Origin of the sequence: Pseudomonas entomophila (assembly GCF_013523165.1) — a bacterium.
GTDB lineage: Bacteria > Pseudomonadota > Gammaproteobacteria > Pseudomonadales > Pseudomonadaceae > Aquipseudomonas > Aquipseudomonas entomophila_A.
In genome coordinates, this window is record NZ_JAAMQI010000001.1 from 343671 (window position 1) to 357100 (window position 13430).

13 protein-coding genes are annotated in these 13430 nt (G+C 66.5%); 8 read left to right on the forward strand and 5 right to left on the reverse strand.

Annotation, left to right across the window (positions count from 1 at the left end):
- Positions 1-6: 6 nt before the first annotated feature.
- From fabA to G7Z99_RS01580, 4 genes are all read right to left on the reverse strand, one after another.
- Entirely contained in the window at positions 7-522 is a 516-nt protein-coding gene (gene fabA, locus G7Z99_RS01565) for a 3-hydroxyacyl-[acyl-carrier-protein] dehydratase FabA (RefSeq protein WP_181091384.1), read from the reverse strand.
- A gap of 207 nt (positions 523-729) precedes the next feature.
- A complete protein-coding gene (locus tag G7Z99_RS01570) occupies positions 730-2658 on the reverse strand; it encodes an ATP-binding protein (protein ID WP_181091386.1) in 1929 nt (642 codons plus the stop codon).
- Positions 2655-3548 (reverse strand): ABC transporter substrate-binding protein, encoded by an 894-nt coding sequence (locus G7Z99_RS01575; protein ID WP_375139123.1) that lies wholly within the window; start codon positions 3546-3548, stop codon positions 2655-2657. Before G7Z99_RS01575 ends, G7Z99_RS01570 begins: the two co-directional genes overlap by 4 nt.
- Positions 3548-5656, reverse strand: a complete 2109-nt coding sequence (locus tag G7Z99_RS01580; RefSeq protein WP_308812267.1) for a TonB-dependent receptor plug domain-containing protein — start codon at positions 5654-5656, stop codon at positions 3548-3550. Before G7Z99_RS01580 ends, G7Z99_RS01575 begins: the two co-directional genes overlap by 1 nt.
- A gap of 150 nt (positions 5657-5806) precedes the next feature.
- Between G7Z99_RS01580 and G7Z99_RS01585 the strand changes: the two genes are divergently transcribed.
- From G7Z99_RS01585 to G7Z99_RS01620, 8 genes are all read left to right on the forward strand, one after another.
- Complete coding sequence (locus tag G7Z99_RS01585; RefSeq protein ID WP_181091388.1) at positions 5807-6832, forward strand: NAD(P)H-dependent glycerol-3-phosphate dehydrogenase; 1026 nt, start codon at positions 5807-5809, stop codon at positions 6830-6832.
- A gap of 14 nt (positions 6833-6846) precedes the next feature.
- Complete coding sequence (locus tag G7Z99_RS01590) at positions 6847-7185, forward strand: DUF4389 domain-containing protein (RefSeq protein WP_181091390.1); 339 nt, start codon at positions 6847-6849, stop codon at positions 7183-7185.
- Positions 7182-7640 carry a phosphohistidine phosphatase SixA gene (gene sixA / locus G7Z99_RS01595; protein WP_181091392.1) on the forward strand — a complete coding sequence of 153 codons (459 nt, stop codon included), beginning with the start codon at positions 7182-7184 and terminating at the stop codon, positions 7638-7640. Before G7Z99_RS01590 ends, sixA begins: the two co-directional genes overlap by 4 nt.
- Positions 7641-7726: 86 nt before the next feature.
- A complete protein-coding gene (locus tag G7Z99_RS01600; RefSeq protein WP_181091394.1) occupies positions 7727-8077 on the forward strand; it encodes a hypothetical protein in 351 nt (116 codons plus the stop codon).
- Positions 8078-8170: 93 nt separating this feature from the next.
- The gene (locus tag G7Z99_RS01605) at positions 8171-8959 is read left to right on the forward strand and encodes an alpha/beta fold hydrolase (protein ID WP_181091396.1); all 789 of its coding nucleotides are present in this window, start codon (positions 8171-8173) and stop codon (positions 8957-8959) included.
- Positions 8956-9810, forward strand: a complete 855-nt coding sequence (locus G7Z99_RS01610; protein ID WP_181091398.1) for an alpha/beta hydrolase — start codon at positions 8956-8958, stop codon at positions 9808-9810. The genes G7Z99_RS01605 and G7Z99_RS01610 overlap by 4 nt, the downstream gene beginning before the upstream one ends.
- A 109-nt stretch (positions 9811-9919) precedes the next feature.
- Positions 9920-10714, forward strand: coding sequence for a DUF4892 domain-containing protein (locus G7Z99_RS01615; RefSeq protein ID WP_181091400.1), 795 nt, complete (start codon positions 9920-9922; stop codon positions 10712-10714).
- Positions 10715-10725: 11 nt separating this feature from the next.
- On the forward strand, positions 10726-11784 hold the full coding sequence (locus G7Z99_RS01620) for an AI-2E family transporter (RefSeq protein WP_181091482.1): 1059 nt from the start codon (positions 10726-10728) through the stop codon (positions 11782-11784).
- A 26-nt stretch (positions 11785-11810) separates the two neighbouring features.
- Here the strand turns inward: G7Z99_RS01620 and G7Z99_RS01625 are convergent, their stop codons facing one another.
- Positions 11811-13430, reverse strand: a complete 1620-nt coding sequence (locus G7Z99_RS01625; RefSeq protein ID WP_181091402.1) for an ABC transporter ATP-binding protein — start codon at positions 13428-13430, stop codon at positions 11811-11813.

Genomic DNA, 13430 nt, shown 5'->3' on the forward strand with positions numbered 1-13430 from the left:
TAACCCTTAGAAGTTGTCAGTGGAGGTGAACACGCCGACCCGCAGGCCTTCGGCGGTGTAGATCTCGCGGCCGTCGACGCTGACCGAACCATCGGCGATGGCCATGTTCAGCTTGCCTTTGAGCACGCGCTTGATGTGAATGTTGTAGGTCACCTTCTTGGCGGTCGGCAGGACCTGGCCGAAGAATTTCACCTCGCCCGAACCCAGCGCGCGGCCGCGGCCCGGCAGGTCCTGCCAGCCGAGGAAGAAACCGACCAACTGCCACATGGCGTCCAGGCCCAGGCAGCCTGGCATCACCGGGTCGCCTTCGAAATGGCAGGCGAAGAACCACAGGTCAGGATTGATGTCCAGCTCGGCGACCAGCTCACCCTTGCCATACTTGCCACCTTCGGCACTGATGTGCGTGATGCGGTCGACCATCAGCATGTTGGGGGCGGGCAGTTGCGCATTACCTGGGCCGAACAGCTCACCGCGACTGCAGCGCAGCAGGTCTTCCCGGGTAAAGGCGTTTTGTTTGGTCATGCGAGCTCCTCAATAATCCCCAAGGTGGCGGGGGCAATCTTCCCGGCCTGGCCCGAGCCTAATGAGCATCGGGTCGGCAGCCTACAGGTAGACTATTGCGTTGTGGTGAAAGTCACAGTGGATCGGTGATCAGGTACAAGTGTGCACTGAAAAGACGTATTTTCAGGTGCGACGGGCATCCTGTCCAGTCTTTAAGACTGCCGCACTTTAGCATTTATCGCCAGTCACGGCAGTTCGAGTGGACGTCCAGCGGTCGAGCACACGTCGTAAATCGCTACGTTGGAAGGGCTTTGCGAGGTAATCGTCCATGCCTGCGTCCAGGCAGCGCTGACGATCGCCCGGCGCAGCACTGGCGGTGAGGGCGATGATCGGCACCTGCTGACCATGGGGCAGGTGCCGGATGCGGCGCGTCGCTGCGAAGCCATCCAGGCCGGGCAGACGGCAGTCCATCAGGATCGCGTCGAACCGCCGCTGCTCGACCGCATCGATCGCCTGCTGCCCGTCACCGGCGACCTGGGTGTGGTAGCCCAGGCTGTGGAGCATGGCGAGGGTCACGGTCTGGTTCACGGCATTGTCCTCGACCACCAGCACCTCGCGGTCCTGGCCCGGTGCGGTATCGCCTTCGGCAGGCTCGCCCGGTTCGACGTCGGGAGAGGCCCAGCGCAAGGGCAGCGTCAGGGTGAACGTCGACCCATGGTGTTCGTGGCTCTGCGCCTGCAGTCGGCCGCCCATGCGTTCGGCGAGCGTACGGGCGATCGACAGCCCCAGGCCGGTGCCGCCGTAGCGCCGGGAGATCGAACTGTCGGCTTGCTGGAAGGCCACGAACATCGCCTCCAGGCGCGACGGGTCGATGCCGATGCCGGTGTCGCACACCGCGCAGGTCAGCTCGAGGGCCTGGGAGGTAAGCCGGCGCCACTGCACCTCGACGGTGACGTGCCCCTGTTCGGTGAACTTCAACGCGTTGCCGATCAGGTTCAAAAGAATCTGCCGGATACGGGTCGGATCGCCGATGACCTGCAAGGCGTCCACACCTTTGGCCAGGTGCGTCTCCAGTTGCAGGCCGCGCGCCCGCGCCAGGTGCTGGAAGGCGTGCACGCATCGGCTGACCAGGTCGCCCGGGGCGAACGCGACCGCTTCCAGCTGCACGCTCGTGCGCTCCAGGCGCGAAAAGTCGAGGATGTCGTTGATGACCTTGAGCAGGTGGCCGGTCGATTCGCTGGCCACCGTGGTGTATTCGGCCTGCTCGCGGGTCAAGTCGGTGGTCTGCAGCAGTTGCAGCATGCCCAGCACCCCGTTCATGGGGGTGCGCAGTTCGTGGCTCATCATGGCCAGGAAGTCGGACTTGGCCCGGTTGGCCTGCTCGGCCTCCTCGCGCGCCTGGACCAGTTGGGCGATCGCTTGCTGCTGTTCGCGGCTGGCACGGTCCAGGGCGCTGGCCAGGCTGTTGATGTGACGGGCCAGGCGCCCCAGTTCGTTGTCGTCCGCCACCGGCAAGGGCGTATCGAAATCACCCTGCTGGAGCGCCTTGACGGTTTGCGCCATGTCGCTGATCGGCTGTGCCAGGCTACGGGCCAGACGTCGCGCGAGGACGAAGGTGAAGGCCAGCGCGCACAGCGCCAGGATGATCGCCTTGATGACGATCTCCTGCTGCCGTTCGTTGAACGCATCGTCGGACATGCCGACGATCACCCGGCCCAGGTAATCGTCGCCGACCTGCGGCGCAGGGTATTTGCCCTGGCCGAGAAAATCGTTGTCCAGGACGATGCGCTGGAGGCGGATCGGAGCCTGAAAGACTTCGATGCGCTGCGGTCGCGGGGTGCCTGCGTCCGGTTGCTCGACATAGGTCAGGATGTGATTGCGGCTGTCCTGCACCTCGAGAAAGCGCACGTGCGGGATGCTCAAGGTAGCGCGCATCAGGCTGTCGAGCACCTGGCTGTTGCCGGAGATCACCCCGTATTCCGACGCCGGTGCCAGTTGGCTGGCGATCAGCTGCCCGGTGTGGTTGAGCTCCTGGCGCAGATCCTGGATACGCACGAAAGTGAAGAAGCCGATCAGCAGCAGGGTCAGCAACAGCGCTGGCCCCAGGCTGATGAGCTGGGTACGGGTCTGGATGCCCCAGTTCAGGCGCAAGCTCATGGCGACGTGCCTTCTTCGGTCAGGGCCAGCCCGGCGGCCTTCGTGTCGATCGGGCCCAGGCCGAGCGCCCGCGCCACCTGCTGGTTGCCGAGCACACCGAAGCGGGCAGGGTAATGGCTGCGGGGCCACAGGCTCGGCGGCCGATCCAGCAACTGATCGAGTTCGCTCAGCCAGTCCTGCTGGTCACTGTAGGTGGTGGCCAGGGCGCCCGCGCGCACGAAGCCGGCACTGGGGCCGATCAGGGCCAGTTGCCGGCCATAACTGCTCAGCAGCACGTTCTTCGCGGTCTTGGAGTTGTAGACGTCAGGGTCATCCAGGCCGAGCAGCACGTCGCTGCTGGCCAGAATCTGTTGCAGCGGACGATTGTCGGTCGGCTGCTGCCAGGCCTGGGCCACGACTTCCAGGTCGAGCGGTGCGGCGGCGCGGTTGAGCTCGGCCAGCAGAAAGCCGCTGTCGTTGCCATGCAGGACGCCGACGCGGCGCGCCGTGGGCAGCAGGTAGCGTATCAGGCGCAACTGCCTGTCCAGGGGTGGGTCGCTCCACAGCAGGCTGAGGAACCCAGGCCGCGCCGCACCCAGGCGGCGCTGCGCCTGGACGCGGCTGACGCGCAGGGCCAGGGCAGGGGGGCCGGCATTTTCGCCCAGCCGCCACTCGAGCGCGTCGGCATCGAGCAGAATCAGCCGCGTCTCGGGCGTGAGCCGGGCAGGGCGCGGCAGTTGCGTCACCGTTTCGAAGCGCACGTGGTCGGCAGGGCGACGCGCCTGCAGCGCCTCGGCGAACGCCCGCATGCTCGGCTCTTCCCGCGCGCCCACCACCAGCACTTCGTGTGCCGAAAGCGAACCCAGCGGGCAGACCAGCGTCAGCAGCGCCAGACACCACCAGCGCCTCATCAGAACTGCAGCTCCGCACTGAAGCTCAGGCGACGGCGGCTGTCGTAGCGATTCTGCGCGAGCGTGGTCGGTTCGTCGTCCAGCCGCTGCTGCCAGAGCGCAGCCAGTTCCAGGCGGTTGCCTTGCCAGCGCAGGCGCTTGGCCAGGCGCAGGTCGGCACGTTCGTAACGGTAGCCGTTGAGGGCATCGTCGCCCAGGTAGAACACCCCGCTCGACCAGCCATCGCCCCAGTCGCGCAGCCAGGCGACCGAGCCGCTGTTGCGCGCGGTGAGCTGGCGATCGGCAGGCGCGCTGGCCCAGGCGTCGACGTAGGCATAGGTCACGCGCAGCCGGTCTTCGAGGGTCGCCTGCCAATCGAGCTGCGCTTCGCTCCCGGTGAACCGCGCGCGGTTGGCGTTGCTGGCAATGTACTGGTTGTTGCGCAGCGGCTCGCTGATCATGCCGGTGATCTCGTCATGGAACAGCTTGAGGTCGACGTTCAGGTCCAGGGCGGTGAAATAGCCGTTATAGCCGATCTCGCGCGAGCGCATGCGCTCCTGGTCCAGGTCGCCCGGGCCACGCGTCTTGACGAAATACTCGGCCTGACGCTGACCGAACGCGGCTGGGGTCAGGTGGTTGACCCGGTAGCTCCAGTTGACGTTGTTCTCGAACATGTCCGGCGAGCGCACGGCCTCGGCATACACCAGGCGCAGGCCATGGCGCGGGGTGATGAGGTAGTTGAGCGCCACGCGTGGCGTGAACGACTCCCCGGACAGGCGACTGTCCTCGAGCATGGCGCCGCCCTGGAGGATCCAGCGGTCATCGAGACGCCATTCCAGCTGGCCAAACGCCCGCCAGGTCTGGTCGTCCAGGCTGCCATCGAAATAGGTCCGCGAATCGGCGCGATCGTAGCGGTAGCCCAGGCCGCTGAGCAGTCGCAGGCTGTCGGTCAGGCTCAGGGTGTCCTGCAGCTCGAGGTCGTAGCGCGACTCGCGGGTGCTCTGGTCGACATCGCCGCACACCACCTGGTCGCCCCCTTGATGGTCCCACTGGTCCTTGACCTGGTCACGTAGCGCCTGGCGCTCGGGGTCGGCGCTGCTCGGCGGGTTGGCGATGCCGCGCGCCACCTGCTCGGCAAAGCCTGGATCCAGCTGCCAGAGACGGGTCAGCTCCGGACTGAACGACAGCGCGGCATCGCAGGCCCGCCAGACCTGGCGCCGTTCGAAACGCTGCGCCGAAGCTTGCACGTGCAGGCTGTGCCGCGCATCGAATGCGATGTTCCAGCGCACCGAACCGGCGTAGTCGTCGGCTTCGACGTCGGCGTCCTTGCCGGCGGCGGCGACGTTGGGGAAGACCGCCTGGTAGGTGTAGGGCCGCTGGTTGCTGCCTTGCTTGGCCGCGAGCTGCCAGTCGAGACGCTGTCCGGGTGCCAGGGCCTGGCTGACGCTGAGGTTGAAGCGGCTCAAGCGTCGGCTGTCGCGGTAGTCGTGGCCGGACGCGTCCTGATCGAAACCATCGTCCGCCGCGCCCGACAGCGACAGGCGCGCATCGCCGCCGTCCCAGCCCAGGCCCTGGCTGGCGTACCAGTCGGCGATACCGTTCTGCCCACGGGTCACCTTCATCCGTGTGCCCTGGCTGTCGGCAGGCGCGCGGGTGAGGATGTTCACCACCGCCATCAAGGCATTGGCGCCGTAGCTCACCGTGTTCGGGCCGCGAAAGATTTCGATGCGTTCGATGTCCTCGAGGGCGACGGGGATGTCGCTCCAGTCCACCGTCGCCAGCCCGGCGCGGTACACCGAGCGGCCGTCGATCAGCACCTGCATGCGACGTGCGTCGCTGACGTTGCTGCCGTGATAGTTGACGGTCGGCTGGTTGCCGGCGCCGTAGCCGATCATCATGCCCGGCACCAGCCGCATCAGCTCGGGGATGTCCCGTGCGCCACTGGCGTGGATCAGCGCACTGTCGAGCACGGTCATGCTGCCCGGTACCGTGGCCGGCGACTGCCGCAGCCGTGTCGCGGTCAGCACCTCGGGCAGGGCTTGATCGTCGACGAACAAGTCATCGGCCAACGCCGGCCCGCATAGGGCAGCGGCCAGCAGAAGGGATCGGGAAGAGAAACCTGCGCGCACGGTGTGATCTTGGTCAGTGTGAGGGCGGGCATGTTAACCGACGCGGCGGCTTTTGCCAGCGCCGGCCAGCGGTGATTGTCACTGGCCCTGTGGTGCAGGCTCCGTATAATGCCTTCATCACCTATCGACAGCGCTTTTGACGGATGGAACATGACTGGACAGCAAGCTGTAGCGGTGTTGGGAGGGGGCAGTTTCGGCACGGCGGTGGCGAACCTGCTGGCTGAAAACGGCGCACGCGTGTTGCAGTGGATGCGCGACCCCGCGCAGGCCGAAGCCATGCGAACGCACCGCGAGAACCCCCGCTACCTCAAGGGCATCCGCCTGCGCGACGGCGTCGAGCCGGTCACCGACCTGCTGGCCACGCTGCAGGCCTGCGACCTGGTGTTCGTCGCCCTGCCATCGAGCGCGTTGCGCAGCGTGCTGGCGCCCCATGCTGGCCTGCTCGACGGGCGCATGCTGGTCAGCCTGACCAAGGGCATCGAGGCGCACAGCTTCAAGCTGATGAGCCAGATCCTCGAGGAAATCGCGCCCAAGGCGCGGATCGGCGTGCTGTCCGGCCCCAACCTGGCGCGCGAGATCGCCGAACATGCCCTGACCGCCACCGTCGTGGCGAGCGAGGACGATGCCTTGTGTCAGCGCGTCCAGGCCGTGTTGCACGGGCGTACCTTCCGGGTCTATGCCAGCACCGACCGGCATGGCGTCGAGCTGGGCGGGGCGCTGAAGAACGTGTACGCCATCATCGCCGGCATGGCCGTGGCGCTGGGAATGGGCGAGAACACCAAAAGCATGCTGATTACCCGCGCGCTGGCCGAGATGACGCGGTTCGCGGTCAGCCAGGGGGCCAACCCCATGACGTTCATGGGCCTGGCCGGCGTGGGTGACCTGATCGTCACCTGCTCGTCGCCCAAGAGCCGCAACTACCAGGTCGGGCATGCCCTGGGGCAGGGCTTGAGCCTGGACGACGCCGTCAACCGTCTGGGCGAAGTCGCCGAAGGCGTCAACACGCTCAAGGTGCTCAAGGCCAAGGCCGAGGCGCTCGAGGTGTACATGCCACTGGTCGCCGGGCTGCACGCGATCCTCTTCGAGGGCCGGACCCTCGACCAGGTGATCGAGTGGCTGATGCGTGCCGAACCCAAGACCGATGTCGATTTCATCTCCACCCGCGATTTCAACTGACCTTGGAGCCTACCGTGAACCCTTCTTCCCGTCCCGAGCAGCACGAATCGATCCTCCTGCGCGTCCTGTGGATGCTGCTCTTTCTCGTCGTCTGGCAACTGGCCGAACTGCTGCTGGCGGCCTTGGTGCTGGCGCAACTGATCTATCGCCTGGTGTATGGCGCGCCCAATGCCGGCCTGATGAACCTGGGCGACAGCCTGAGCCAGTACCTGGCGCAGATCGGTCGCTTCGGCATGTTCCAGACCGACAGCAAGCCCTGGCCCTTCGCCGACTGGCCGACACCGCGGGCGCCCGAGGGCGAAGCGCCCCACACGCCCGGGACCTCGACGTCCAGCCACCGGCCGAAGCCGTGAACGTCTGGATCCTGCGCCATGGCGAGGCCCAGCCGCATGCCGAGCGCGATGCCGAGCGTCGGCTCACCGCGCATGGGCGGGCACAGGCGCTGCGGGCTGCCGAGCCTCTGATCGGACGGCCGCTGCAGGCGATCATCGCCAGCCCTTATGTACGTGCCCAGCAGACGGCGGCGCTGGTTCATCAAGCCTTGGCAACCCCTGTGCCCGTTCGCACCGTGGCCTGGCTGACGCCTGACAGCGACCCTCGCGAGGTCCTGAGCCAGCTCGATGCGCTGGCCCTGGAGCATGTGCTGCTGGTCAGTCATCAACCGCTGGTGGGTGAGCTGGCCAGTCTGCTCGAGCACGGTCACGTGCAGCAGCCCGTGGGCTTTTCCACGGCCAGTCTGGCCGAGCTGGAGGGTGCCTGGGCATTGGCCGGGGGCATGACACTGCGAGCGCTGCATCAGCCTGGCTGATAAAGCAACCTGACACTTCTGTCAGTTGTGGTGGCCGTTTTCCCCTTGCTAACGTTCCGGGCAACGGATGAGCCGGGGGGCTTTCGATGACCATTCACGACCTGAGGCTGGTGCGCTCGCTGAACCTGCAGACCACCAAGGACAAGGTGCGCGACGACACCGTCCTGGATTTCGCCGAGTACGGGGTGCTGCGTGACAGCGCCACTGCCCGGCTCGATCAGCTGGTGCGTGCGTTTCCCGAACATGACGAGTTCGAAGCGTTGTACCAGGCCAGCCAACGCATGGCCCAGCTGCTGCAAGCCAGTTGCCTGTTGGTGCGACGTCTGGAGATGTCCGCGGAGCAGCGTCGATTGGCATACGAGGCCCTCGATCAGCAGATGGTCTATCTGCAGGCGTGCTTGCGCCGGTCGCGCTCGACGGTGAAATCATCCGCCTGACCTGATCGCCCTTGACGATGACTTGTCCAGACGTTGCTCGGGTGGCGCGGTCCTTCGACAATGAGCCCTTCGTTGTCGACAACCGAGATGGCCATGCCTCAGCCGATCTTCTTCGCCCATGCCAATGGGTTTCCTTCCGCGACCTACGGCAAGCTGTTCGCCGCGCTCGCGCCGGACTACAGCGTGAGCCACGTGGCCTGCCAGGGGCATGACCCACGCTTTCCCGTGGATGACAACTGGCACGGTCTGGTCGATGAGTTGCTGCACCATGTGCAAGGCCAGCCAGCGCCAGTGTGGGGGGTCGGTCATTCCCTGGGCGGCGTGTTGCACCTGCACGCTGCCATGCGACGACCCGATCTGTACCGGGGCGTGATCATGCTCGACTCGCCAGTGTTCACACGCATCGAGCGTTGGTTGATTCGAGGGGCCAAGCAGATCGGCCTGATCGATCGCATCACGCCTGCCGGGCGTACCCTGGGGCGACGGGCGTCGTTCCCCGACCCCGAGACCGCGCGTCGTTACTTTGCCAGCAAGGCGCTGTTCCAAGGTTTCGACCCAGAGTGCCTGGAGGCCTACCTGAAGCATGGGCTGGCGCAGGCCGCGCAGGGCTGGCATCTGCGGTTCGATCCTGCGACCGAGATCGGCATCTATCGAAGCGTGCCCCATGAGCTGCCCATGCCTGGTCGTCAGATGCAGGTGCCGGTGGCGATGATCGGTGGGCGGCAGAGTCGTGTGGTACGGCCTCGCCATGCCTTGGCTATTCGTGCGATGCCCAAGGGCGAATATCACACGGTACCGGGTGGGCACATGTTCCCGCTGGAGCGCCCGGTGGACACGGCCAGCCTGATCAAGGGGCTGTGCGATCGCTGGAGCCAGGTATGAGCGTGGTGTCGAGCGAGTCGAGCCTGGACCTCGGTCACCTGACGTTGGCGGCACGGGTGTATGGGCCGCCAGACGGCTTGCCGGTCCTGGCGCTGCACGGCTGGCTGGACAATGCCGACAGCTTCGCCCGCCTGGCGCCGCGCCTGGAGGGCCTGCGCATCGTCGCGCTCGACCTGGCCGGGCATGGACGCTCCGGGCATCGGCCTGCAGGCGCTGACTACCACCTGCCAGGCTACGTGGAGGACGTCGTGAGGGCCGCCGACTGCCTGGGCTGGCAGCGGTTCGGCCTCCTGGGCCATTCGTTGGGTGCGGTGATCGCGGTACAGCTGGCCGGTGCCTTGCCTGAACGGGTCAGCCAGCTCGCGCTCATCGATGGCGTACTGCCGCCTGTGACGGCGGAACAGGAGGCCGCCAGTCGATTGGGCATGGCCTTGCAGGCCCGCCTGCGCCCGCAGCGAGGCCGCAAGCGGGTCTATGCGTCTTTCGAGGAGGGCGTGAGGGCACGCATGAACGCTCAGATACCGGTCAGCCAGGAGGCCGCCGAGCTGTTGGCATTGCGTGGTCTAGAGCCTGTCCCCGAGGGTTTCAGCTGGCGCAGCGACAGCCGCCTGACCTTGCCTTCGCCCGTTCGGCTCACACAAGGCCAGGCCCTGTCGTTCGTTCAGCGTATCGCCTGTCCGACGCAGTTGATCATCGCGACCGAGGGCCTGCTGGCGCATGCACCCGAGAGGTTGACGTCATTGCCGTTCGATTGTGCGTGGTTGCCAGGAGGGCATCACCTGCACCTGGATGACGAGGCGGGCGCCTGCCTTGTTGCAGACTGTTTCAATCGATTCCTGCGGGTCGCTTGACTTGAGCCGGGCAAGTGTCGAGGCTTGCCAGGTCCATCAGGGAGACGACCATGTACATGTCAGACAATCCATACGGCCCGAACGGCCAGCCGACCCCGGCAGGCGATCGATGAGCAGAGCGTGCGCACAGTACCTGGCAGCAGGCCTGACGCTGGCCGTGTCCGCAGCGGTGTGCCAGGCGGATGCACTGCCCGCGCCAGCCGATGCACGCGTCGTGGACCAGCGGCCTGCCGTGCAGCAGGAGCGCGTCTATCCCTTGGGCGCACTGCGCAAGATCAGCGGTCGTCTGCGCATGGAAGGCAAGGTCGAAAGCCGGGGGCAGGTCAGCTCGATCACTTATGAGCTGCCCCAGGAACGCACTGCCCGCGAGGCGTTCACCGCCGCACGCGAGCAGTTGCAGCGTGAGGGGGGCTATCCCTTGTTCTGGTGCCAGAGTCGCGACTGTGGCGAAGCCAGCCTGTGGGCCAACGAGGTGTTCAAGAATGCACGCCTCAACGGGGGCGACGAACGCCAGGCGTTCATCCTGCTACGGCGCTCCGCCGAACAGCCCGACGCACTGGTGTCGCTCTACAGCGTCACGCGGGGCAATGGGCGTGCCTACCTGCACGTCGAAGAGTTCGTCGCCGACAGCCCCCTGGGCGAGCTGTTGCCGACGCCAGCGACGGTCCTGCGCGAATTGCGCGACATCGGCCACCTGGACTACCCGGAGCTGGGCACGGTGCGCCCGGCCTGGATCGCGTTGCTGGCGCGCAGCCTCAACCTCGACAGCACGCTGCGGGTCGTGCTCGGCGGTGAACAGCCCGAGGCCTGGCGTCAGCAGCTGATCGACGCCGGCGTGCGCGGCACTCGACTGGAAACCAACCGAACGGCTGACAAGGGCCTACACGTGGAGTTGATCCGCTGAGCACGCCCCTCCTGCCCAACAACGACCGCCTGCTGGTCCAGATCCTGCTCTTGGCACTGCTGGGCGCGGGTGTCTGGGTCATGGCACCATTCATTTCCGCGCTCCTGTGGGGGGCCATCCTCGCCTTCGCCAGCTGGCCGGCCATGCGCGTGCTGACCCGTTGGCTGGGCGGTCGCGAAACGCTGGCCGCTGGGCTGCTGACAGGCGTCTGGACCTTGCTGGTGGTGCTCCCGCTGGTCTGGCTCGGCTTCAACCTGGCCGACCACATTCGCGATGCCACGCTCTTCATCCGCGACATCCGGGTCGAAGGACTGCCGCCTGCGCCGCCGTGGATGGGCCGGGTGCCGCTGGTCGGCGAACGGCTGGTCGATGGGTGGAACACGATCGACCAGCAAGGCGCGGCACTGCTGGCGTCGCTCAAGCCCTACCTGGGGCAGGTCGGCAACTGGCTGCTGGCGCGCAGCGCCCAGATCGGGGGCGGTATCCTCGAGCTGACCTTGAGCATCGTGTTCGTGTTCTTCTTCTACCGCGACGGGCCGCGCCTGGCGGCCTTCGTGCTGCGCTTGCTGCAGCGGCTGATCGGTGAGCGTGCCGACTACTACCTGACGCTGGTGGCCGGCACGGTCCAGCGCGTGGTCAACGGCGTGATCGGCACGGCCGCCGCCCAGGGCCTGCTGGCCATGATCGGCTTCCTGATCGCAGGCATCCCGGGCGCCGTGGTGCTGGGGGTCGTCACGTTCATGCTCAGCCTGGTGCCCATGGGGCCGCCGTTGGCCTGGATACCGGCCACGGTCTGGCTGGTCTGGCAGGAGCACTACGGCATGGCCATCTTCCTGGCGATCTGGGGCACCTTCGTGATCAGCGGCGTGGACAACGTGCTCAAGCCCTACCTGATCAGCCGCGGGGGCAACCTGCCGCTGGTCATCGTGCTGCTGGGCGTGTTCGGCGGCCTGCTCGCCTTCGGCTTCATCGGCCTGTTCATCGGGCCGACGTTGCTGGCGGTGGCGTACAGCCTATTGCTGGACTGGAGTCGCGACAGCCGGTCGCTGCCGCCGTCCTCGCCGCCCTGACCGACATTGCGTCGCGGCGTGACGTTCTACCTCGGCGTTTCTGCCGCCTCCGGCACCAGAAACGCCGCTTCCAGCAACTGCCGGGTGTACGGATGCCGAGGCGTGGCGAACACGGTCTCGGCGTCTCCCTGCTCCACCACCTGGCCTTGCTTGATCACCATCAATTGATGGCTCAACGCCTTGACCACCGCCAGGTCGTGGCTGATGAACAGGTAGGTCAGGTTGTACTTGCGCTGCAGCGAGCGCAGCAGTTCGACCACCTGGCGCTGCACGGTCCGGTCCAGCGCCGAGGTGGGCTCGTCGAGGAGGATCAGCGCCGGCTTGAGCACCAGCGCGCGAGCGATGGCGATGCGTTGGCGCTGCCCGCCGGAAAACTCGTGGGGGTAGCGATGCCGCGTTTCAGGGTCCAGGCCGACTTCGCGCAGTGCTTCGATGATCGCCGCCTGCTGCGCCTGGGCATCACCGATACCGTGGATGCGCAGCCCTTCGCCCACGATGTCCGCCACGCTCATGCGCGGGCTCAGGCTGCCGAAGGGATCCTGGAACACCACCTGCATCTGCCGCCGCAGGGGGCGGACCTGGTTCGGTGTCATGCCCTGCAGGTCCTGGCCGTCGAAGCTAATCTGGCCCTGGCTGGCGATCAGCCGCAGGATCGCCAGGCCCAGGGTCGACTTGCCCGAGCCGCTCTCGCCGACGATGCCGAGCGTACGGCCCTGAGGCAGGCTGAAGCGAATGTCCTGGACCGCCTTGACGTGATCCACCGTACGCCGCAGCAGGCCTTTGCGGATCGGGAACCAGACGCGCAGGTCGCGTATCTCCAGCAGGGGCGGGCCGGCCTCGGTGGTGGCCGGGTCGCCGCTCGGTTCGGCATTGATCAGCATCTGGGTGTAGGGGTGCTGCGGGGCGCTGAACAGTGCCTGGCAATCGGCCTGCTCGACGATGCGCCCCTGTTGCATCACGCACACCCGATGGGCGATGCGCTTGACCAGGTTGAGATCATGGCTGATCAGCAACAGCGACATGCCCAGGCGTGCCTGCAGGTCCTTGAGCAGCTCGAGGATCTTCAGCTGCACGGTGACGTCGAGCGCCGTGGTCGGTTCGTCGGCGATCAGCAGTTCCGGTTCGTTGGCCAGGGCCATGGCGATCATGACCCGTTGCCGCTGGCCCCCAGACAGCTCGTGGGGCAGTGCCTTGAGCCGCTTGGCAGGCTCGGGAATCCCCACCAGGTCGAGCAGCTCGAGGGTGCGGGCGGTCGCCTGCTTGCCACTGAGCCCCTTGTGCAGCAACAGCACCTCGTTGATCTGCTTTTCCAGGCTGTGCAACGGGTTCAGCGAGGTCATCGGCTCCTGGAAGATCATCGCGATGCGGTCGCCCCGGATCTGCCGCAGGGGTCTTTCGCCCAGCGTCAGCAGGTCCTGTCCACCGTACTGGATGCTGCCGCTGGGGTGACGTGCCAACGGGTAGGGCAGCAGGCGCAGGATCGAGTGGGCGGTCACCGACTTGCCCGAGCCGCTCTCGCCGACCAGGGCCAGGGTCTCGCCCCGCCGGATGTCGAAGCTCACGCCTTCGACGACCCGCTGCACGCGGTCGCCGCCGACGAATTCGACCGACAGGTCACGGACTTCGATCAGGTTGCGGTCGTGCAT